This is a genomic window from Flagellimonas sp. HMM57, from assembly GCF_021390175.1.
Classification (GTDB): domain Bacteria; phylum Bacteroidota; class Bacteroidia; order Flavobacteriales; family Flavobacteriaceae; genus Flagellimonas.
This window is the reverse complement of record NZ_CP090004.1, coordinates 292085-315438: the sequence shown is the minus strand read 5'-3', so window position 1 is coordinate 315438 and position 23354 is coordinate 292085. Positions and strand designations below refer to the sequence as shown.

The following is a 23354-nucleotide window of genomic DNA, read 5'->3' as shown; positions in this document are numbered from 1 at the left end:
TATTTGTTTTTTCGCAAGCAAAAAAACAAAAAATCATCATTGCGCATAAAACGACCCATTGTATCCTTTTTTTCATCGTTGATTTTTTACAAAAGTAAAAAACAGGGATACTACCCCCTGTTTTCTACTAACTCGAAATTAAACTTAACTTAAACTAATATGAATTTTGTTTTATGACGCCAGCGGACAAATCGACAATTTCTTGGGGTACGGGATAAATTCCCCGGGTTTCGGGAAATGTTACTCCATCCAGATATGACCTAAACTGTGGGCGAGATGTGTAACCGTCCAAAACTTCTTTGGCGATACCTCTTCGCACCAAATCGAAGAACCTACGTCCTTCCATTGCAGTCTCTAGTCGATATTCCATGATTACAGCGTTCATGGCAAAAGTGGCGTCTGCAAAACCTCCATTGTCCGCATAAAGGCCAATGGCATAGTTAGCGGCATTGGTAACACCGTCATTTTCTTTTACCCAATTGTCGGGGTCTACATTTCTGGCCCTAACTTGATCTACCAAAGCCAGTGCAGTGCCCAAATCACTTTCTGAAGCAGCGATTTCTGCCCTCCATAGCAATATTTCGGAATACCTAATAAGATTGGTCTGAATGGTACTAATGTTTTGTCCCCATCCTCCGGCAACCCTGGCCAAGCCGTCATCTGCTTCTGACCATAAAAGTTTTTTACTGTAATAGGGACCTCCTGCAGCAGGATCTCTGGACCAAGCCAAAAGAAAATCTCCACGATCGAATAATGGAATGCCAGGTCTGGCAACTGTCCAATCCAATCTAGGATCTAAATTTCTGGTTTCTTCTGCAAAAACGGAAGTACCTGCCTCACCATCTTCGGTCGGAACATTTCTAGGGCTTCCTGCAACAGTGTCAGAAGGATCTACGTTAGCAACATAATCTGCCGGGTTAGAAGGTGGTGTTGTCAATGGGAGACCATTGGCGTCTGTCAAATATGCATTGACCAAATCATGTGTTGGTTGATAAAACCCACAGCACCCAAAGGGGCTTGCACTATGGGGATAATTTAGTTCATCGCCTTGATTGCCATTGTCCTGACTAGCTCCGGCACCATCATTTACAGCATATTGAACGGCAAAGACAGTTTCGCTGTTATTGTTAAATGCATAATTGAAGTTTTGATGGAAACTGGGCATTAGGCTATATGGCCCATTATCGATAATATCTTGTAAGAGTGGTTTAGCTGCAGCGTAATCCAATTGGTACATATGCACTTTAGCTAAATACGCCTTAGCATTCCATTGATTTGCTCCTCCATAACGTTGCGCCTCAAGGTCTAAATTATCTATTGCAAATTGAAAATCTGCTTCGATATTTGGATAGATATCCGTATCATTTGGAGGGGTTTCGGTAGCAGTTTCATCAATATACGGCACGTTGCCAAAAGTCATTTTTAATTGAAAATGATAGAAACCTCTTAAAAACCGTAGTTCGCCCAAAAATGCATTGGCGACCGTTTCTTCTATAGCCCCAGATTCCAAACCGCCATTTACGACGCCAATAGCTGCATTGGCTCGGGCAATCCCTTCATAAAGACCTCTCCATCTTTCTCTTACATAAGGATTGTCGGCAGCTACATTATAAATCTCCATTTGGGTGATGTCCGACTGGTCTCCAGGTTCACTTCCCTTAAAGGCATCATCGGATGCACAACCTCCAAAAGTCCAGTTTGAAGCTGCAGCTTCCCTTCGCATTTCCAAACCAGCATATGTTCCAACCACTAATTTTTCAGCTAAAGCTGTGCTTGGAACAACATCATCTGTGGTCAATGATGAAAGCGGAATGTCCAGCTCTTCTTTACAGGAGGAAAAGCTTACAATCAAAACGAAAATCAAAAATTGTCTAAAAATATTTTTCATAGTGCTTTTTTTTAAAATGTTAGCATGATGCCCATAATTATAGATCTGTTGATTGGATAAACACCCGTGTCAACCCCATACGTTAAGTTGGTACCTGGATCAGTTCTATCTGGTGGTGTAAGGGATGGAGGCCCAACTGAGCCTGCGAAAGACCTCAAACTTATTTCAGGATCAAGACCTGTATAGTTGGTCAATGTTATCAAGTTCTTGCCTTGAAGATATACCCTGAATTTTTGCAAGCTTAGCTTTTCGACAATAGATTGAGGAAGTGAATAGCCAATAACGATGTTTTTCATCCTCAAATAGGAACCATCTTCAACATAGTATGTGGATGCAGCAGCTTCCCTATTTATTATTGTTGCATCTTGTGTTACGGCTGGCAGTCCTACTTCGTTGACGTAGTTTAAACTTCTTCCTCCAATAAATTTATTGAAGTCCGTGAAGTATTTATTGAAGTTGTAGATGTCGTTTCCTTGAGATCCTTGAAACAACAATGAAACATCAAAATTTTTGTACGTTCCATTGAATGTAAGTCCATAGGTGAAATCTGGGTGTGGGTTTCCGATTACACCTCTAACCGGGGTTCCTGTCTCGTCCAATTCATCAAAGACAACCCTTCCGTTTTCAATACCGGCCCAGGTATTTCCAAAAAAGGAAGATATGGGATGACCGGACAGTGTTCTTGTTGGATTTTGATCTCTTAAGTCATCACCATTGATAAAACTATCGGGATTATCGGGATCTAGAAACTTCACTTCATTTCTATAAGCAGAAATATTAAACCCTAAATTGTACTGAAACGCTTTATCGGTTTGATAGTTGTCGTATGCTATGGAGGCATCGAAACCTTTGTTTTCCATCTCTCCCAAATTGGCAGGTACAATATTAATATTCCCTAAGAGCGTAGGATCTTCTGGAACGGCAAGCAACATATCTTCTGTTGTGGAACTATAGATATCTAAATCAAAGTTGATGCTGTTCGCCCATCTTGAGGTAAACCCAACATTCAAGGTTCTTGTGGTTTCCCAGCCAATATCTGGATTACCTCTCAAGTCTATCCCTACACCTGGATCTGAACTGGTAGTTGAATTGGGATAGTTGTAGTTTCCAACATTAGGCCCAAGTGTGGTAGATCTGGCATCTGTTCTTATCCCCCCATTATTTCCAACTTCGCCATACCCTGCTTTAAATAATAAATTTGTTAGAATTTCCGAGTCTTTAAGGAAGTCTTCTTCACTTACTCTCCAACCGATACTTCCCGATGGAAAGACACCACTTCTCTTATTGGTGTTGAACAATGATGTTTCATCACGTCTGATCGTAGCACTCAAAAGGTATTTATCCTTTATTTTGACATCGGCTTTGCCAAACAATGAAAAATAAGCAGACCTTCCGCCGGTACCATAGCCCCCCCACTCGCCATTGGCGTTGTTGAAAAAGCGTACGTCCGTCGTAAACACATCAAAATCCGCTCTATTTACAGTCGTGCTTCTAAAATTCACTTTGTTAAATTCTGTACCGACCAAAACATCTAAATCTATGCTATTGCTTATGGCCTTGGAATAGTTTAGAGTATTAAACCATGTGTATGTTCTACTAAGATCATTTCGTTCTGATAACCAGGTACTCTCGTTAAATATTTCACCTTCAAGTTGTGGAGGTTGGAAATATACTTGGTTGAAATGAAAAATATCAAACCCCAGATTGGTCTTAAAAGTAAGGCCCTTAATCAAGTCCATTTCCGCGTAGACGTTACCTAATGCCCTAAAACTTAAGTTATCGTTGTCCTTGTTTCTGTCTGCAATAGCTATAGGGTTGTTCCCGTTACCTAATCCGCCAACTCCAGACCCGGCAAAATTACCTCCAACGTCCCTAACAGGAATCAATGGGTGCAATCTATACAAACTGGCTACTGTACCATTATTGACATCTGAACCTGGAGGAGTGATTTGATCTGAATAAGAAACCGTAATATTTTCGCCTATTCTAAATTTGTCCGTAATATCAAAAGATGAATTGGCGCGTAAAGTATATCTGGTGAATGAAGATTCATACCCCACACCTTCTTGGTCCAAAACACTCATAGATGCAAAAAAGCTAGAGTTTTCTGTACCTGCAGAAGCATTTATATCATAACTTTGGGTAATTGCAGTGTTGAAATACTCATTGAACCAATCCGTACCCTGCGGATTTGACCTAGTAATGGATGTAGCCCTTGAGCTCGGGTCATAGGAACTTTCATCAGCAGTTGAGGCTCCTTGTGGAATAAGGAAATTTGGTAATGTAGGCGAAGTACCAGAACCAAACTGTGGGTTGCTCGGTGTAGCCCCTGTATTGGTAAATTCCCTCCACACACTCTCGGCTATCTGTTGGGGACTGGCCAAGTCTGGAAATGCAGAACCGGGAATAAAATCCACTCCTACATATGTATTGGCCGTAAATGACAATTTCTTATTCTTTTTTCCACCTTTGGTAGTTATAATAATAACACCGTTAGCAGCTCTGTTTCCGTAAATTGCCGCTGATGAGGCATCTTTTAGAATCTGTATGGATTCAATGTCATTTGGATTAAGGTCGTTAAGTCCTGCCCCTGTCGGTGTACCATCTATGATATATAGGGGGTCATTGCCATTGATTGTTCCAAAGCCCCGTATTCTTACGGCAGCAGATCCACCTGGCCCACCTTGACTCCCCACTACAACGCCTGAAGCTTGGCCTTGCAAGGCTTGCTCTAACCCTGTAGGGGCAGTCGCCGCAATGTTCTCAGATTTAATCGTTGAGACCGAACCAGTTATATCTCTGGTACTTTGGGCTGAATATCCTGTAATTACAACCTCATCCAACTGATTGGCATCTTCTTGTAATGCAACATTGATCGTGGAATTGTTCCCTACTGTTATTTCTTGGGAGAGAAAGCCTACATAACTGATTACCAGAACTGCATCGGCACCGACATTAATGGTGAAATTTCCATCAAAGTCCGATTGGGTGCCATTCGTAGTACCTTTCTCGACAATACTGGCACCGGGCAAAGCCAGACCTGAAGCATCTGTAATGGTACCGCTTATTGTAGATTGAAACAATGTCTCCGAAGTCGGTATCTTCTCTATTTTGTAATTGCCCAAGGATATCTGAGAAATTAAGGGCATAATAATCATTAAAAAAACCTTGTTTAGGGAAATCCTAGTGTTTCGCGGTATTTTCAACAATTTAAATGTGATTTTTTGAATCATAGTTTTGTTGCTTAGTTAATTAGTTTTTTAAATGTCCATTACATTAAGAAAATGTTGATAAAACATCAATTAGTATTATTTAACAAATGTATTGGAATGCTATACTGATGGATTATCATATTTTATCACATTATGATAATATTGATAATTTTATGTTAAAAAATAAATGATATTATAAATTATCTATACTGAAATTATTGATTTTAAGCCATTGATCTCAATAGGTGTTTGAGAAAGAGGTTTAAAGGATAGCTTAATTTAAAAAATCGGTTCTCCAGCAGTTTAATTTTGTCGGAGTAATTGCAATATTTCTATAAGTGCCCGACTATTGTGGTATGGACATTTCCAAGGACCAATTTTATTTTCCTTAAGACAGGGTGATCCATAACGATCGACCCTAAAAAACCATTCGCCATGTTTATGGTCGATGATATGTTTTGTTATAAATGACCAAATTTGTTTGCAAATATTAAAATAGCTTGGGTCTTTGGTGATTTTCCAATTGTATAATAATCCGACCATTGCTTCTGCCTGTGGCCACCAATGCCTGTCCCAATCTATTTCCAGTGTCTCGGAATCTTTAGAATTGATGACTCCGAATTCTGTATCCAGTGCTTCATTGACAAAGGTTTTGGTTACTTTGACAGTCAATTCCTTAGTCCGTTTTAGAAGTATTTTATCTTGTAGTATTTCTGAACCCTGTAGCATAAGCCAAACGGCTTCGATATCATGGCCGAAGGATATCTCTGTAGATAGTTTCTTCCATTCGGTTGTAAAGAACAGTTTCATATGATTGTTATGCTCAAAAATTCTTCCATGAAACAGTTCCAATAAATTGGTAAGGGCGTTTTCTACTGCTGGATTCCCCGTCATTTCATACAACACGGTATAGGCTTCAAGGATATGTAGATGCGTATTTGTCGTTTTAGGGGCATTTAGGTCCTTTTCACTTAGCCTCATATCGGGAATAGACTTCCATTTACGATCAAAAGCCTCTATATATCCACCATTGACTTTGTCGTATGCCCTATCTTCTATAAGCCGGAACAATTCGAGAGCCCAAAGTATGGCTTTTGAATTTTTAGAATATCTGTAATATTCTGATAATGCATAAATGCAGAATGCTTGGGCATAGATTTGCTTCCTCATTTCCAAAGGGTTTCCTAGATGGTCCAATTCCCAAAATACCCCTCCAAATTCATAGTCCCTGAAATTATCCAACAAATAATCAAAGGCTCTTTGGCATTCATTGTCATAGCGTGAGTCTTCATAAAAGTTACAAGCTCTTGAAAAGGTCCAAAGCAACCTTGTGTTTAAAATGATTCCTTTCGGCGCATTGATTATGACATTATTGAAATTATCAACTTTTCCGACAAATCCACCATAAAGGTCATCCTTGGAATGTGCTTGCCAATAATCCAAAATGGATTGCAGCTCGGTACTTACTTCTTCTTGAAATAAGAGCAATTCGTTATCATGGGTTATTTTTTCCATTTATAATGGTTGGTAAAGCCCTTGGTTTTTCTCGATGAGATTCACGATATTTTGTACAGATCCTGAAGAAGTCTTACCATCTGGCGGTGTATTTTTGCAATAATCCAAAAGCGTTTCCAATCTTGCTTTTGCTATATGGGTTCTGGTATCCGAAGAGGCATAGTATATGAAAATATCTTCATTTTCATCCATTATCCATCCATTGGCAAAAAGTACATTCCCAACATCACCGATAATCTCATCATCGCTGGGCGCCATAATATAACCTCCTGGTTGGTATATGATTTTCGAAATATCATTTAAATCGGTAACGAACATATACAAAACATATCTTAGCCCGGCAGCAGTGTTTCGAACACCATGCGCCAAATGCAACCATCCTTCGGAAGTCTTTAGAGGAGAAGGACCTTGGCCATTTTTTAATTCATAGACGGTATGATACCTTTTTGGGTTTAAAATTCGCTCATTTTTAACAACGGGGTTCGTGATATCATCAATATATCCTAGTCCTATTCCTCCTCCAGAACCTGTTTCTATAAAACCATCTTGCGGTCTTGTATAAATGGCATACTTGCCGTTTACAAATTCGGGATGAATGGTTACGTTACGTTGTTGACTTGAACTGGAAATTAAATCGGGAAGTCTTTCCCAGGTCTTCAAGTCTTTGCTCCTAACGATTCCTGCATTTGCAACTGCTGCTGAAGTATCACCATTGGGCGCATTGGGATCTTTTCTTTCCGTACAGAAAAATCCGTACACATAACCATCTTCATGAAGGGTAAGGCGCATATCATACACATTGATGTCAGCCTGTTTATTTTGAGGAAGGACCAATGGCTTATCCCAAAACTTGAAGTTATCGATACCATTATCACTTTCGGCAAATGCAAAAAATGATTTTCTGTCTTTACCTTCCACTCTAACACATAATACGTATTTGCTGTTCCATTTTATGGCGCCGGCATTAAATGTGGCATTTATTCCAATACGTTCCAATGCTTTTGGATTTGTAATGGGGGATAAGTCGTAGCGCCAATGCAGTGGGGTATGGTCGGCAGTGATAATAGGATACTTATATTTTGTATATATGCCATTAGAGTGCTTTTCGGGGATGTTTTTTCTACTTACTAAATCATTGTAATTTTCAAATAGTTTTGAAAACAGTTCCTTTTTTTGGGAAGTGGTATTGGTTTTCATTTTCTATTGATTGTTATTATTTTCATTTTCGCTTTTCCTTTTGATTAAATCTCTGTTGATTTTCAACATAAGCTTGTCATCCAGAGTATAAAAAATTAATAAAATTGCCGATAGTAAAGCCCCTGCCGCAGGTAAGAAACTCATCATTAATCGAATTCCTGTTTGGGCTGCTTCAGTTTGAGCAGTATTTGCTTCAAATCCATAAAACCCCAATATCCAACCTGTAAGTGCGCCGCCAAGGGTCCAGCCCATTTTTTGTGACATGGACGATGATGAAAAGATCAATCCCGTTGCTCTTCTACCTGTTTTCCATTCAGAAAAATCTGCAATATCTGCATACATGGACCAAAGTAGCGGAAAGATAATACCGGCACAGATGCTTATCAAGAATTGGAAAACAAAGATTAAGGTAACATCCGATTCACCCAGGAAGAAGAAAGCACAACTTAGTAAGGATGCTATCAACATTGCCCCGATAAAAGTTTTTTTCTTTCCAATACTGTCCGAAACAGGTTTTGCCATAATAACCCCGAGAATATTAGCTGCTTGCCCCAAGACTAAATACAACGTACTAAACGTTATTGTTATTTCTATAATGGGAAGTTGAAAAGCATCTTGAGTCTTAAAATAATATTTGAAATAATAAATGGTCGATCCGTCACGAATGGAGTTAAAAATCAAAGAAAAAATACCAGAAGCAAGCAAAACGAACCATGGTTTGTTCTTTGCCAAGTTTTTTAAATCGGTTTTTATAGCTGTTTTTTGATTTTTTGGTGGCTGAATCCTCTCCCGTGTAAGGTAAAAAGTGCCGATAAAGAACCCTATTGCAATAATGGCATAGATTGCCATCGTGTATTGCCAAGCTTTTTGGGTGCTCTCAGAATCATCAGTGGCAGCAAAATAATCGACCAGAGGCTCTGCGGTGGCCAAAACCAAGATACTACCAGCAAAAGCAAAGACAAATCGAAATGATGCCAGCGAAGTCCTATCCTTCAGATTTGAGGTCATAACCCCCATTAAAGAAGCATATGGAACGTTAATTGCCGTGTAAACAACCATCATGATACAGTAGGTGACGTATGCATAGATAATCTTGCTGGATATGGAAAAATTTGGTGTGGTAAACGTAAGTATTCCAAAAACCCCAAATGGTATCGCCATCCATAAAAGATAAGGCCTGAATTTACCCCATTTTGTATTTGTCTTATCGGCTATGATCCCCATTATCGGATCATTGATTCCATCAAAAATTCTTGTAATCAAGAACATGGTTCCCACTACTGTTGCAGATATGCCAAAAACATCCGTGTAAAAGAAAAGAAGGTATACTCCAAACATTTTCCAAAACATGGAAGAGGCAAAATCACCAAATCCATATCCAATTTTTTCTTTATACCTTAGTTTTTCCATTAACGCAAAATACTGATTATCTTATTTTTTCTATCTCTTTTAAAAAAAGCACATGGGGTAGATTTTTGAACTTTATAAAGTCTTCACTGCTTTTTTGTCCAACAAAAGGAGCAAAATAGTGATTTAAAGAGGCATTTCTCCACATCAATGCCCACGACAGCCCTTTATTTGAAATGTTTTTATCTAAAACTTCTGTCCACCAATCTACAACTTTTACACCCTCCAGACCACCTTCTGTCAGAGCAAAAGGCATTTGTTTTTCTTTTGCGATTTCAGCAAGCATGTCCAGATTTTCATTAAGTAGTTGAATATACTCTTCAGTTGTTTTCTTGTGGTACAAATCGATTCCAAGCATATCTACATAACCATCTCCAGGATAATAATTCATGTACTCGGTTGTATCTTCCACCGCATCTGTGGCATAACAATAAATAAGATTGTGAACTTCAAAATCTTCGGTAAGAACTTCAAAAGTTTCTCGCCATAATTGTTTAAACTGTTCTGGAGTACAGCTTTTTTTTCCCCACCAAAACCAAGAACCGTTCATTTCATGGTATGGCCGAAAGACCACAGGTATAGGTTTGCCTGATTTTGTTTTTAAAGAGTTTAGAAAACCCGCCAATCGATATAACCAACCTTTAAACTTTGGATTTAGAATCCCTCCTTCCAAAATATTGGAAATAGTGCTCGTTGTATCCCATGCACTATTTCTTGTTGTTGGATTATTGGGATGCCAGCTTATTGTAGTAATGCCACCATTTTCATATGCAGTCTTAATCAAATCGCCCATTAGCTGGAAGTTAACCGTATCTAGGTTTTGGGCATGACCCAACTCAACATGTCCCAGTTCAAATCCATAAATACCGGGAAACTCTCCAGTAACTTCATTAACGTCGCTTTTATGAAGGGTGCCATCATTTTTCCACCCTATGCCATACGCTGTTGCATCTTGGTGCCCAAAAGCATAACCTGTTTTAGCTATTTCCTGTATTCGAGCCATGAGATACCTTGCATTTTCATGTGCATTTAAATCACATAACTCAATATGTCTTGCAGATGATTGAAGCGCACTTTTACATGACATGAATGATAATAACAGTAATACGATATAAGCATATAAGAAAGCATTGAAGATTTTGAGTTGAATATTTTTAAGACTAAAATCTTTTGAAACTCTATTTTTTTGATAAAAAAATAAATTTGGCATTATTATTTTTAAAGAAATATAATTTTAATAATGTTTTTATACATTAAACGTATGTTCAAAAATAGATTACATTTACACTTTTAATCAATACTATTTTATCATTCTATTGTATAATTGCTACTATGGCACATATCTTTCAAAAACCACATCGGGAAATCATCCAAATGTCGCCCAAAGACAGTTTTTTAGTTTTTGATCGCACCAAGGAGTTTTTTGATTATCCCATACATTACCATCCAGAGTATGAACTAAATTTTATTTGTAATGCCCCGGGTGTTAGGAGAGTTGTCGGTGATAGTATGGAGGAGATCGCCGATATGGACCTTGTGTTGATCGGACCAAATCTTTATCACGTCTGGGAACAGCATACGTGTGAGAGTAAAAAGATTAGGGAGATCACCATTCAATTTCAGGACAATCTATTTCAAGCTGAGTTTTTGGATAGGGGCATTATGAAGCCGATCAAAGAAATGTTTGAAAGGGCCAATCATGGTATTCTGTTTTCCAGGAATACCTGTTTGGCTTTGGAATCCAGAATCAAGAAGGTGTCAAAGTTGGATAGTATGGATTATTTTTTGGAGATTTTTTCAATTTTATATGATCTTTCTATTTCCAGAAACCAGCGAATGTTGTCCACTACATCGGTGGAACCAGAAAACTATGAGCATAGTGAAAAGTTAAAAAGGTTACACCAATTCATCGAGAAAAAGTATGACTCCAAAGTTTCACTTTCAGAAGTATCCGACTTGTTAAATATGAGCACGGTTTCTTTTAATAGATTTATTAAGAAAAGAACAGGTAAGACTTTTGTGGAATATCTAAATGATATAAGAATTGGTTATGCCTCAAGACAGCTGATAGAAAAAGACAAGAGCATATCCGAAATTGCTTACAGTACGGGGTTTAACAGTATCGCTAATTTTAATCGGATTTTTAAGAAAAGTAAAGGGTGTACCCCAACCAAGTACCGCGAAGATTTCTTAGGGATTAAAAGGGTCTTATAAAACGGCTGCATTATCATTTAATTTCAATTCCATAACGCTTTTTGTCAAAATCTACATATTTATAAAAATAGATTTCTAAATTTTATACTTTATCATAAATTTTACTGAAAAAAATGCAGATAATTGAATCTTCCGAAAGCTATGATGTTATAGTAGTAGGTTCTGGAGCTGGTGGAGGCATGGCCACTAAAATATTATCAGAGGCTGGTTTGAAGATTGCTGTGGTTGAAGCAGGTCCATTTTTTGACCCTGCAGATTCTGAACAGATGACACAGATGAAATGGCCATATGCATCTCCAAGAAGGGGAGCAAATACCATTCGACCTTTTGGTGACTTTGATTCGGCATATGGAGGCTGGGAAATTGAAGGCGAACCGTACACCAATGAAAAAGAAAGCGAGTTTAGCTGGTTTCGTTCAAGGATGCTCGGCGGTAGAACCAATCATTGGGGAAGGATATCACTTCGATTTGGTCCTAAGGATTTTAAGCGAAAAGATCAGGATGGTTTAGGGGATAACTGGCCCATAGGTTACGAAGATGTAAAACCTTATTACGATAAAGTGGATAAACTCATTGGTGTTTTTGGTACCAATGAAGGATTGCCAAATGATCCCGATGGTTTTTTCCTTCCTCCTCCAAAACCTAGATTGCATGAGCTTTTTTACATTAAGGGAGCCAGAAAATCCAATATTCCCGTATATCCTTCAAGAATGTCCATGCTTACCAAAAGAATCAACAAGGACAGAGGAGTTTGTTTTTATTGCGGACAATGTTCAAGAGCATGCCAAGTGTATGCAGATTTTTCAGCAGGAACTTGCCTTATTTTTCCAGCGCAGAAGAATGGCGGGCAAATAGACCTTTTTGTAAATTGTATGGTAAGGGAAGTGACCACTGATGAAGAAGGTAAGGCAACAGGGGTTTCTTACATTGACAAAAAGGATAGAAAAGAATACAAGTTAAAAGGAAAAGTAGTGGTTTTGGCCGCTTCTGCATGTAGTTCTGCAAGGATTTTGCTAAACTCGAAAAGCAAACAACACCCGAACGGATTAGGTAACAGCAGTGATATTGTTGGGAAATATCTTCATGATTCCACGGGAACCGGAAGGGCAGGTTTTGTTCCGGAGCTTATGAACAGGAAAACTTACAATGAAGATGGAGTAGGTGGAATGCATGTATATACACCATGGTGGTTAGACAATAAGCAACTGGATTTCCCTAGGGGGTACCATATAGAAATATGGGGCGGAATGCGAATGCCAAGCTATGGTTTTGGTTTTGATCCCAACGAATTCAACAAATTTTTTGGTTTAAAAGTTGGAGGATACGGAAATGGTCTGCGAGAGGACGTGAAGAAATACTATGGATCCGTTCTTGGTTTTTCTGGTAGGGGTGAATCCATTCCACAGAAGAGTAATTATTGCGAAATCGACACTACCAAGGTCGATGAATTTGGAATACCCGTATTAAAATTCAATTACCAATGGACAGATCATGAGGTGAAACAAGTAAAACACATGCATGATACCTTTGAAGAAATTCTGCACAATATGGGTGCTGAACCTTTAGGTGATAAACCTGGGAAAGAAGAAAACTATGGAATACTGGCCCCTGGTAAAATTATTCACGAAGTAGGGACTACCAGAATGGGTGATGACAAGAAAACTTCGGTAGTCAACAAATACCAACAGTTACATGACACTGAAAATGTTTTTATTGTTGATGCAGGTCCCTTTGTCTCCCAAGCAGATAAAAATCCTACATGGACCATTTTAGCGCTTTCGTGGAGAGCGTCTGACTATATCGTTGAGCAACTCAAACAACAAAACATCTAAGGTATGGACAGAAGAGAAAGCTTAAAGTCTATTTTGCTCGGAAGTGTAGCCAGTGGATTGGTCGTTCATGGGTGTAATCCCAAACCGATAGAAGTCACCGATTCGCCTACTACTGAAAAAGCATATGTTTATGGAAGAACACCTATAGAGAAAGAATCGGATGAGGAATTACTGGGTCAAACCTTCTTTAATGAACATGAAATGGGTACTCTGATGGTTCTCTGTGATTTAATTCTACCGGCTAGTGAAGATTTGCATAGTGCTACGGATGCCAAAGTTCCAGATTTTATTGAGTTTATGGCAAAAGATATTCCCGAATTACAAGTTCCCTTACGCGGCGGTCTTATGTGGCTTGACCATAAGAGCAACACGGAATACGGTAGTACATTCAAATTGGCAACCGAAAAACAACAAAAATCCATTTTGGATACCATTGCCTATCCAGATGTTACAATACCTGAAGAAGAACGTCCATTGGAAATCCAGTTTTTTTCTACGATGCGAAATCTTACACTGACCGGATATTACACTACTAAAATAGGTATCGAAGAACTTGGATATAAGGGTAACATGCCCAATGTCTGGAATGGTGTTCCCGATGATGTCTTGGCCCAATATAACGTGTCTTATGATGAAGCGTGGCTGGCCAAATGTGTTGATCAAAGCACAAGGGGTACTGTTGCCGAATGGGATGAAAATGGAAATCTTATTACGTAAATATATATCGATGTATAAAAAACATATACTAAAAGCATTCTTTTTTTTGATGATAACTATACCTGCGAACGAAATAGCATCCCAAGAAATAGGTATCCAATTGTACAGCCTTAGAAATCAATTCGAGAAAGATGTTCCAGGAACGTTAAAGATGATACGTGATTGGGGTATTACAAAAATTGAAGGTGGGGAGAATACCTATGGTATGGAAGAAACCGCATTTATTTCACTTCTTGAGAATAACGGATTGGATGTGGTAAGCGTTGGGACGAATATGGATGAATTAATGGACAATCCCCAAGAAGCGGTTAGAAGAGCAAAAGCGTTTGGGGCTTCATATGTTATGTGTCCTTGGATACCCCATGACGGCGATGATTTCACTTTTGAAGATATTGAAAATGCCACAAATGTCTTCAATAGTGCTGGTACATTATTAAAGGAGCAGGGCTTGCAACTGGTATACCATCCACATGGGTATGAGTTTAGACCATACAAAGACGGGACTTTATTTGATTACATGGCCAAAAATGCAGAAAACTTTGATTTTGAGATGGATGTTTACTGGGTACAGTATGGTGGTGAAGATCCGATGGAACTTTTTGAGAGGTACCCCACAAAGTTTAAACTAATGCATTTAAAAGATATGAAAAAAGGTACAATAGGTAACGATACAGGACATAGCGACGTTGAAACCAACGTCACTTTGGGTACAGGAATGATTGATGTAAAAGCCTTGATAACTAAAGGTAAAGCATTACAAGTAGAATATATGCTTATTGAAGATGAATCTTCAAATGTAGTACAACAGGTGCCCAAAAGTCTTGATTTTATAAGGTCCATCATACAAGAATAACCGATTCTTAAAGCATTTACATGTCCATACTAACAGTAGTTTTTTGCGTACTGATTCTTATTTTATTGATAACATGGGGTAAAATAAACCCGTTTATTGCCTTTTTGATTGTTTCCATTTTGGCAGGAATACTACTTAAGATTCCACTTGGCGATATTTCGCGGTCACTGGAAACTGGAATAGGTGGAATGCTGGGTTCTTTGGCAATTATTATTTGTCTGGGAGCTATGTTCGGAAAAATCATTTCCGATAGCGGAGCCGCAAAAAAAATCTCAGAGGTTTTAATGAAGGCATTTGGAGAAAAAAACATACAATGGGCATTGATGATTACTGGGTTCATTGTTGGAATTCCCTTATTTTACAATGTTGGCTTTGTACTGTTGGTCCCATTGATTTTTTCGGTGGTCTACCAGTTTAAGTTACCAGCAGTATACATTGGTATCCCTTTATTGGCTGCGTTATCGGTGACACACGGTTTTTTACCTCCCCATCCTTCACCTACAGCTTTGGTAGATCTTTTTGGAGCTGATTTGAGTATTACTTTGATATATGGTTTTATTGTAGCCATACCCTGCATGATTATTGCTGGGCCTTTTTTCGCAAAAACGCTAAGGGGCATCGAGTCACACCCTTTGGAAATTTTTAGGCCCAAACCGGTTTCAAACGAAAACTTGCCTAACGGGATTCTTTGTTTTGCAACAGCTTTATTGCCTGTTTTTTTATTGGCGGGGGCCTCCGTTCTCCCTTATTTATCTTCTGGGAATACGAAATTGGAAAGTCTCTTTGCTTTTTTGGCCGACCCCATTGCGGTAATGTTGATTTCATTGCTCATTGCAACGTATACGCTGGGTATTCGTCAAAAAACAAAGATGAAGACTATTATGGAGGGTTATGCCGATTCAGTGAAGGATATTGCAATGATTCTTTTGATCGTGGCCGGGGCCGGAGCTCTCAAACAAATATTTATAGACAGCGGTGTAAGTAATGATATAGCTAATTTACTTGGTGGATGGGATATTAACCCGCTATTGTTAGGCTTTATAATGGCTACCATAATTAGGGTAAGTTTAGGTTCGGCTACAGTGGCAGGTCTAACTACGGCCGGTATCATAGCTCCATTGGTAACTACGGCAGGGGTCAACCCCAATCTTATGGTACTTTCAATAGGAGCGGGAAGCTTGATGTTTTCACATGTGAACGATTCTGGATTTTGGATGTACAAGGAATATTTCAATTTGAGTTTAAAGAACACCTTTAAATCGTGGACTGTTATGGAAACTATTGTTGGGGTGGTTGGTATAGCTATGGTATTATTGCTGGACGTTTTTGTATAAAGTAAAAATCGAAAAAGTATCCTTCAACCTTATTCATTGGTTAATGCTGACTAAAAACATGCAAATTGTTAAATACTAAAAAAGGCATGAAAAATTACTGGCACAGCAACTAGCTGAGATATAACAGATAGTTTCAAACAAAGCATGTATTAAAATACCATCAAAAATTGCCTATCAGATAATCAAATACTATTTATACAATATTTCTACCCGTGCCAATTCTGCCTTACCTCCTTTAAAAAATACTTTTATATAATTGTAATCCTTATTGCCAGAATAGCTATAGATTTTTGGTTTCCAATAGCCATAATTGGATTCATTGTTGGTGTAACTGGTAGGGAATACTTCTAGGTCTTCCCATGTACTTCCATCCATGGAGCCATGAATAGACAGATATGCAAAACGTTTTTTTTCAAATGCGTACAGTTTAAATGTTTCTAAGCTGCCAGGAATTTTATAGATGAGTTGAGAGCCATAATCTCCGGCCAAACGATTTCTAATTTCCTTGAAACTGCGATCATTGCCCATAGTTGGTAGTATAGCTCTACTATCTTCAACACCCCCTAAATTTTTCATGGTATCAATTTTTGCCAGTTCATTTATGGTCACCGGTCCAACGATATTGGACTTTTCTGAACTTCCAGATTCGTTTATGGCACTGACCCGATAATAATAGGATTGACCCAATTTGGCCGTTTCATCATGAAATAATGGAAAATATGGAACATCAGCGTCCGAAATATTATAACCTACCATTTCCCAAGTGCCATTGACGGAATTGGAACGGTATATGTTATAGCCAGTTGCACCCATTGATCCTCTCCAGCTGATGGAATATGCATTTTTTATGGGTAACAGTTCAGGAGCTTCAGGTGCAGTAATTTTTGGCTTTTTTATTTGTTGGATCTCAAATGCTTTGCTCCTGTACATTTTTAATAAGTTGTATTCGTCATATGCATTCCCAGAATTAAAGCCGGGCCAATGATATGCTTTGAACACGCCGGCACCCAAAGGTTCGGAATGCCAATAAAATCCTCCATCCTTTCTATGGTGTCTTAAACTCCAGATTAAGGCTCCGCAAACACTTTTGTTTTTGATAACAAAGTCTAATGTACTTTCCACCCCTGAAGTACTTACAAAACCAAATTCACCAACTAAATATGGTTTTCTGCCATTGATAATATCGATATTCTTTTGAATATTTTTTTTAATATCCATGGCATTGCGTTCGTAATGATGGGATGATACCATATCGATGGACCATTCATTCAATGATGCTTCACGTACCCAGGGATTATCAAGATCATCACTGTACCATCCGTCCATGATCAAATGATTTTTGTCCAAGCTCTTAATGTATCGTGTAATGTTGACGGTCCAATCTATTGGACTAGTGAGTTCGTTGCCTGTTTCCCAGCAAAGTATGGCTTTATCATCTTTATATTTTATACCCGTGTATGTATTTTTTCTGTTGATGACGAAATTTAAGGTTTCTTTGAAATCCATGATAAGTTGAGGATCTGTCCAAAATTCTTCAGCAGTTTTTCCTCGAAATGCAGCATAATTTGGACGACCGCCCATCCACTGTCTATTGTTCAACAATGAAAAAATGATACGTACATTATATTCGTTGGCAAGTTGAAGCATTTTATCTGTTACCCTAAAAGCAGCTTCGTTGAACTTTCCTGGAGCTTCCACATAGGTTGGAGCACTTTTTGGAAACCCAGTATTTTTCACAGGAATTGTGTAAATACGAATAACCTGTCCTCCCATTTCTTTAATGGTGGCAAATACATCGCGCATTTCATATTCGTTGGGTAGGGCATAAGGATTGGTTTCTGTATAGCCCATTTCATCTTCTTGGTAATTGAGTGTGGGCACATTAAAGGAAATGAAACGATATTCTTTACTTCCATCCATCAATTTGTTGCCATCCACCTTTACAAAATTTTTAAATCCTTGTCCAAATGTTAGATAAGTGGCGAAGAAAAAGATAGAAACAATAGTTATAGTTATTCTGTTCATAGTTGGTTTAGATATGTTGTAATCGTATTGGTTAAATTGAATCTGGTCAAAGCTCTTAAAGTTACACCCTTCTTTTTAGTAGAAAACACTATTTCTTCCGTTTGAAATTCAACAAGCGAAAATCTATTGACCCATCTCCTGGCATGGCTATGGTCTTTAAACATAACAGATCCTTTCCTTTCGGTACAGTAATCTCACCCATTTTGATTTCCTTGAAATATTTTACAAATGATTCCATTCTGGGAAATCTGTCTTTTTCTATACCAATGAGCGGCGGATCATGGGCCTCGCTAATTACAGTGCTTATGTTTTCCTTATGCAATTTCAATTGGATCGTTGCTCCAACATCTTCAGGTTTACAGCTGTAATACAAAAACACCTCGAAAGTCCCGGGCTTTAAAACATCGACCTCCCATGTTATCGAGTCGTTTAAACTTTCCCAATTTGTATAAAATGAATCATTTGGCCAACGATTACTTCTTGTTATATGACCATGGGCCAAACCGTCCCTAGCTGGTAAATGGGAAAAGTCATAACCGGGCGCACCTATTGGAAAAGGCCTTTCTTTGTGTTGGGTCTTTATATTAACTTCTTTTTCCCATTTAGTTTTCAACGTTATTAGAGAATCTCTTAAAGGCATTGCACTTTCGGAAATATCTTTTGTTTGTCCTATATCGCTGTCCATATCATACAATCTATTTTCCATGTCCAAGCGATAGTTTTGGGTGCGCAAACTTGTGCTGCCCTGCCAATGGTTATAAATGACCCTATCGACAATTTTGTCCTGTCCGGTTATTAACTTAGAACTGAAATCGATACCATCTAAATCCAAGGAATCTGCTAAGGGAACTTGTGCTAGATTGGCCAGTGTAGGTAATAAATCTATAGCTCCTACAATTTGCTTGAAGCTGGTTCCTGCAACAATTTTATTGGGCCACTTGATAAATAGGGGTGATTTAACACCACCTTCGTCCGTAGATCCTTTTTTGCCACGCATTCCGCCATTCCATCTCCACCCATTTGGCCCATTATCGGACATAAAAAGGACAATTGTATTTTCATCTAATTCTACTTTTTTTAGGTAATTGGTCAAGCGTCCTAGGTTCCAATCAATATTCTCAACCATTGCTAATGCTGCCCTGGTAAACTGTTGGTCTTCTTCTTCAATCCCATGATACGTCATTTTTAATTCTTTGTCCCGAAATTTATTCCAGTAGTTTTCGGGCAATTGCATGGGGCTGTGCGGGGTGTTCACTGGAAGCATTATAAAAAAAGGATTGTCTTGATTCTTTTTGATAAATTCCATACTATGATCGAACAAGTCATCCACCAAAAACCCATTCCCTCGCACAATCTGGCCATTATGATCGAGCATTGGGTCAAAATAGTTGCCCCAATGACCAGAGCAGAACCCATAGTAGTCATCAAAACCTCTGGAAAGCGGATGGTAAGGGGGTTGGGTTCCGTTATGCCATTTCCCATAAGCGGCTGTTGCATACCCTGCACTTTTAAAGACCTCCGCCATAGTGGTAATCCCAAGGTTCATTCTTTCACCACCTGCTGAAGTGGAATATACCCCTAATCTGGGATGGTATTGTCCGGTGAGTAATTCTGCCCGGGTTGGTGAGCAGACCGGTTGTACAAAAAAGTTCTCCATTACAGCGCCATTATACGCTATAGAATCTATATTGGGTGTGGCTAAATTGGTATTGCCATGGTAGCTTAAATCTCCCCAACCTTGATCGTCCGTAAGAATGAGAATTACATTTGGCTGTCTTTCAAGAGCTGTGTTCATTGTGCAAGAACCTAGAGTGAACAATATCAATGCGAAATAAAATAATCTCATACCCAACTTTATTCTCATAATTTGACAATAGAAAATTAATCTTTACCCAAGATACTTTCTGATACTATTTTATCATTTAAGCATGACACGGTAAAGTAATCTTTTGAGAACTATTTTCTTTTCCCATAAATCTATTCTGTTGAATAGAAAAATGTTATCATAGAAGAAATGATCGAATAAATTAAGGATATGATGAACGCTCTTTACAAAGAAGCGGCTTACATAAATATTCTAATTAATTTTAACTATTTCAATTCATTTTTTAAAACCATAAGGTCAACATTGTTCTCTGACCAGTGTTTTAACAAATCTTCAGGTGTTGGTGAAAACGTGTAAGTCAGTGAGCTTAGGATGATATCCTTGTCCCCATCGTTATCAATATCTTCGGCGTCCATCAAAAACCATCGTCCTGCATCCGGGTCTTTTAAAATCTTGGTCTTAAACTCAAATTTTTTGGAGTTTATGTTTTCAAGGTATACAAAGGATGCTTGTGGAGCCCTTTCATAATCTGGAAAGGAACTAATCAATCCAAAATCAATATCCCCATCTTCATCAAAGTCGGCCGCGGCCACTCGTGTTGCTCCATTTAGGGGATAGAAATAGGCCTCTTCGTAATTGCCATTTCCATCATTGAGATGAATGCGCATGCCATGATAAGGTTTTTGTACATATGATTTATCGGCATTGTCCCCATTTACCGTAATAATATCTATGTAACCATCATTGTTGTAATCGACAAGTTCAAACCAGCTGCTCCCATATACAGGGCTAAATTTCAAAACATTTTCCGCCTCAAACCTTAACCCTTCCTTTTGGTACAAAATTGTAATTCCTTCTCTTCCTTGTGATGTCAAAACGACCAAGTCAAGCTTATCGTCATGATTCATATCCTTGGCAATGGTTCTGATACAGCCTGATTGGTTTAAAAGCACGGTCTTTTCAAACCTGGATGTATCACGCTCTACTAACATGGATAATTTTCCTGTTTCATTTCCAAATTCACTGATTACCAACTCATCTTTGCCATCACCGTTCAAGTCCTGAACGACGGTATGTACAGGGCGATGGAAATTTTCCAATATTTTCTGGGTATTCCTTTTGCCTATCTTGCTTATGGCCCCTCGTTCTAATTCTGAAGGGTCAAATAATCCAATTTCAGTTACATAGCTGATAGTATCTCTTTGATTAAACCAGGTAACAGGTGTTTCTCCTTGAAACACATTGTTTATTTCTTTACTCCTGAAATCGTAGGTATTCAGCGTTCCTGAAACAGTTCCAAAGTATAGTTTTGAAACATCATGATTGTAATCCAAATAAGTTATGAGGGCACCATTTTGATTATCAAGGGCGATGGGAATCTGTTCAAAATCATCTAATTGCTCCATTTTTGGAATCTCATTCATTTCCAGTTTATCCGGGGCATTGTTTAGGATGAATTGCTCAAGCAACAAAACGTCGTTTATGCTAATCCTGGGTTTAAAATCGGTTGTTTCTGATATAAAAGGTCCCTTATACTCCTTTTGGTTTATATTTTCCACCTCCATCCGAGAAAACATATCTGGAAGAATAGCATTCTTCCAGATGTCCTTTGGTAGTTCATTAATTTTAGGGGCCACATGACAACTTGCACAATGTTTGTTGTAGACTGCTATTTCTTTTTCATGTTCTTCAGTTTTACAACAACTTAGAACAAGGGCGAAAAGCCATATAAAAGTGATATGTAGGAATGATTTGAGCCTAGTGATAAATTTTAAGGGAATCATATTTTAAATTGATCTGTATTTTCTCAAATATAGCTATTTGCCTTATGATGAAGCGATTCCAAATAGCTTTAGAAGTTAATGTGAAATTTTAAAGTCAGATTATGATAAAATCAAAGAAGAATAGAATACGCTACAACTTTATGTTTCAGTGCTGATAGATTCAAACGTCCAAAACTTTTGAAGTATAAGGTATTAGGATTACATAATATAGTTGTTTGCTACAGAGTTGTGTTTTTGTGCAAGACTTTCTATGGTAGAGTCAAATTGGATGATACCAGTTATTGAATTTGATAGTTGTTTTCTATTTTTAATTAGAAAAACGTGTTGTAGGCATTCCTTGTACAATCAGTTTTGAATAGTTGTTCGTTTAACTGGATCAGTACTTTTCATAGTATGAAGAAGTCTTTTATTTCGTAGATTTCAGGAACTGAGGCACTATCTTTTTATTGCTCCTGAAGTGTCTCCGTCCATCAAACTTGTAACATTATCCAATGATACCAAATTTACATCCCCAGGAACAGTATGCTTAAGTGCACATGCTGCAGATGCGAAATTTAAGGCCTGTTCATCAGTATCATAATGCAATAATCCATAGATTAAACCGGCCGCAAAAGCATCGCCGGTGCCAACCCGGTCAATAACGGGTGTAATATTTAGGGTCTCTGTTTTTATGTATTCGCACCCGTTCCAGATTTTACCATGTATTTGTTGGTGCGATGCACTTACTGATCTTCTGGTTTTTCCCACCACTTTATTGATTTTTGGGAATTTGTCCATAAGTTTTTCGGCGGCGGCGCGAAATTTATCTTTCGATTCCCCTGTACCGAACAGCTCATGAATTCCACGGCTACTTGTAATGACGATATCGCAATTTTGTACCAATTCTGGCATCACTTCTTGCATAGTTTTGCCATAGTTCCACATGTTGTCCCGTGAATTGATATCTCCAGAAACTTTGACACCCATTTTGTTAGCCGTTTTAATGGCGTCTAAACAGCATAGGGCAGCACCTTCTGAAATAGCTGGGGTGATTCCGGTCCAATGAAACCAATCTGCATCTCTGAGTATATTTTCCCAATTGATCATTGATGGTTTTATTGCTGAGAAAGAAGACCTCTCCCTTTCGTAGATTACTTCACTCGATCTATGAACAGCTCCTTTTTCCAAAAAGTATTTACCGATCATGGTATCGCCATAAATAACATGTTCAGTACTCAACCAATGCTTCCGCAAAAATTGCGTAGCGGCCTTTCCAAGAGCATTATTGGGAAACCGGGTCACATGCGCAGCTTTCATGCCTAGATAGGCACAAGAAATTGAAACATTTGCTTCACCACCACCATAGACTAGTTCCAAAGAGGATACTTGTGCAAATTTGGAATATCCAGGAGGGGATAAACGCATCATTACTTCACCAAAGGTCACTAATTTTTTCGGCATGTTTTAATCTGATTTGTTGTTGTTATGTCTCAAAAGTTCTTATTGTTCGTGTCTTTTTCAAAAGTTAAAAAGGGTATTCGATAGTCTTACGTTCACCTTTGTGGTTAAGTA

The 23354-nt window shown here is 38.3% G+C and carries 15 protein-coding genes; 5 read left to right on the top strand and 10 right to left on the bottom strand.

Translation table 11 applies throughout. The features are described from left to right. Positions 1–154: 154 nt before the first annotated feature. From LV716_RS01430 to LV716_RS01405, 6 genes are all read right to left on the bottom strand, one after another. Positions 155–1888: a RagB/SusD family nutrient uptake outer membrane protein gene (locus LV716_RS01430; RefSeq protein WP_163419697.1), complete on the bottom strand. Its 1734-nt coding sequence runs from the start codon at positions 1886–1888 to the stop codon at positions 155–157. Positions 1889–1899: 11 nt separating this feature from the next. Next, positions 1900–5121 (bottom strand): SusC/RagA family TonB-linked outer membrane protein, encoded by a 3222-nt coding sequence (locus LV716_RS01425; RefSeq protein WP_163419698.1) that lies wholly within the window; start codon positions 5119–5121, stop codon positions 1900–1902. A 282-nt stretch (positions 5122–5403) separates the two neighbouring features. After that, the gene (locus tag LV716_RS01420; protein WP_163419699.1) at positions 5404–6615 is read right to left on the bottom strand and encodes an AGE family epimerase/isomerase; all 1212 of its coding nucleotides are present in this window, start codon (positions 6613–6615) and stop codon (positions 5404–5406) included. Then, positions 6616–7812: a glycosidase gene (locus tag LV716_RS01415; RefSeq protein ID WP_163419700.1), complete on the bottom strand. Its 1197-nt coding sequence runs from the start codon at positions 7810–7812 to the stop codon at positions 6616–6618. Positions 7813–7815: 3 nt separating this feature from the next. Next, positions 7816–9222, bottom strand: a complete 1407-nt coding sequence (locus LV716_RS01410) for an MFS transporter (RefSeq protein WP_163419701.1) — start codon at positions 9220–9222, stop codon at positions 7816–7818. A 16-nt stretch (positions 9223–9238) separates the two neighbouring features. After that, positions 9239–10306 (bottom strand): glycoside hydrolase family 26 protein, encoded by a 1068-nt coding sequence (locus LV716_RS01405; protein WP_233759201.1) that lies wholly within the window; start codon positions 10304–10306, stop codon positions 9239–9241. Between the two features lie 245 nt (positions 10307–10551). Here LV716_RS01405 and LV716_RS01400 point away from each other — a divergent pair, with 245 nt between their 5' ends. The 5 genes from LV716_RS01400 (at position 10552) to LV716_RS01380 (ending at position 16169) form a co-directional block, all read left to right on the top strand. Next, entirely contained in the window at positions 10552–11433 is an 882-nt protein-coding gene (locus LV716_RS01400; RefSeq protein WP_233759200.1) for an AraC family transcriptional regulator, read from the top strand. A 113-nt stretch (positions 11434–11546) separates the two neighbouring features. Further along, the gene (locus tag LV716_RS01395; protein WP_163419703.1) at positions 11547–13265 is read left to right on the top strand and encodes a GMC family oxidoreductase; all 1719 of its coding nucleotides are present in this window, start codon (positions 11547–11549) and stop codon (positions 13263–13265) included. 3 nt (positions 13266–13268) lie between these two features. Next, positions 13269–13982 carry a gluconate 2-dehydrogenase subunit 3 family protein gene (locus tag LV716_RS01390; RefSeq protein WP_163419704.1) on the top strand — a complete coding sequence of 238 codons (714 nt, stop codon included), beginning with the start codon at positions 13269–13271 and terminating at the stop codon, positions 13980–13982. 49 nt (positions 13983–14031) lie between these two features. Beyond that, positions 14032–14835, top strand: coding sequence for a sugar phosphate isomerase/epimerase (locus LV716_RS01385; RefSeq protein ID WP_163419777.1), 804 nt, complete (start codon positions 14032–14034; stop codon positions 14833–14835). A 20-nt stretch (positions 14836–14855) separates the two neighbouring features. Continuing rightward, a complete protein-coding gene (locus LV716_RS01380; RefSeq protein ID WP_163419705.1) occupies positions 14856–16169 on the top strand; it encodes a gluconate:H+ symporter in 1314 nt (437 codons plus the stop codon). Positions 16170–16358: 189 nt separating this feature from the next. Here LV716_RS01380 and LV716_RS01375 read toward each other — a convergent pair whose 3' ends face one another. The 4 genes from LV716_RS01375 to LV716_RS01360 all read right to left on the bottom strand — a co-directional run bounded on the left by LV716_RS01375 (position 16359) and on the right by LV716_RS01360 (position 23243). Continuing rightward, on the bottom strand, positions 16359–18194 hold the full coding sequence (locus tag LV716_RS01375) for a hypothetical protein (RefSeq protein WP_163419706.1): 1836 nt from the start codon (positions 18192–18194) through the stop codon (positions 16359–16361). 88 nt (positions 18195–18282) lie between these two features. Then, on the bottom strand, positions 18283–20040 hold the full coding sequence (locus tag LV716_RS01370; protein ID WP_233759199.1) for an arylsulfatase: 1758 nt from the start codon (positions 20038–20040) through the stop codon (positions 18283–18285). Positions 20041–20285: 245 nt separating this feature from the next. Beyond that, positions 20286–21803: a VCBS repeat-containing protein gene (locus LV716_RS01365; RefSeq protein ID WP_163419708.1), complete on the bottom strand. Its 1518-nt coding sequence runs from the start codon at positions 21801–21803 to the stop codon at positions 20286–20288. Positions 21804–22238: 435 nt separating this feature from the next. Next, on the bottom strand, positions 22239–23243 hold the full coding sequence (locus LV716_RS01360; RefSeq protein ID WP_163419709.1) for a sugar kinase: 1005 nt from the start codon (positions 23241–23243) through the stop codon (positions 22239–22241). Positions 23244–23354 lie beyond the last annotated feature (111 nt).

Bases quoted from the DNA above. Each gene is read 5' to 3' on its own strand.
- LV716_RS01430 (WP_163419697.1), bottom strand. From the start codon at position 1,888: ATGAAAAATATTTTTAGACAATTTTTGATTTTCGTTTTGATTGTAAGC.
- LV716_RS01425 (WP_163419698.1), bottom strand. From the start codon at position 5,121: ATGATTCAAAAAATCACATTTAAATTGTTGAAAATACCGCGAAACACT.
- LV716_RS01420 (WP_163419699.1), bottom strand. From the start codon at position 6,615: ATGGAAAAAATAACCCATGATAACGAATTGCTCTTATTTCAAGAAGAA.
- LV716_RS01415 (WP_163419700.1), bottom strand. From the start codon at position 7,812: ATGAAAACCAATACCACTTCCCAAAAAAAGGAACTGTTTTCAAAACTA.
- LV716_RS01410 (WP_163419701.1), bottom strand. From the start codon at position 9,222: ATGGAAAAACTAAGGTATAAAGAAAAAATTGGATATGGATTTGGTGAT.
- LV716_RS01405 (WP_233759201.1), bottom strand. From the start codon at position 10,306: ATGTCATGTAAAAGTGCGCTTCAATCATCTGCAAGACATATTGAGTTA.
- LV716_RS01400 (WP_233759200.1), top strand. From the start codon at position 10,552: ATGGCACATATCTTTCAAAAACCACATCGGGAAATCATCCAAATGTCG.
- LV716_RS01395 (WP_163419703.1), top strand. From the start codon at position 11,547: ATGCAGATAATTGAATCTTCCGAAAGCTATGATGTTATAGTAGTAGGT.
- LV716_RS01390 (WP_163419704.1), top strand. From the start codon at position 13,269: ATGGACAGAAGAGAAAGCTTAAAGTCTATTTTGCTCGGAAGTGTAGCC.
- LV716_RS01385 (WP_163419777.1), top strand. From the start codon at position 14,032: ATGATAACTATACCTGCGAACGAAATAGCATCCCAAGAAATAGGTATC.
- LV716_RS01380 (WP_163419705.1), top strand. From the start codon at position 14,856: ATGTCCATACTAACAGTAGTTTTTTGCGTACTGATTCTTATTTTATTG.
- LV716_RS01375 (WP_163419706.1), bottom strand. From the start codon at position 18,194: ATGAACAGAATAACTATAACTATTGTTTCTATCTTTTTCTTCGCCACT.
- LV716_RS01370 (WP_233759199.1), bottom strand. From the start codon at position 20,040: ATGAGATTATTTTATTTCGCATTGATATTGTTCACTCTAGGTTCTTGC.
- LV716_RS01365 (WP_163419708.1), bottom strand. From the start codon at position 21,803: ATGATTCCCTTAAAATTTATCACTAGGCTCAAATCATTCCTACATATC.
- LV716_RS01360 (WP_163419709.1), bottom strand. From the start codon at position 23,243: ATGCCGAAAAAATTAGTGACCTTTGGTGAAGTAATGATGCGTTTATCC.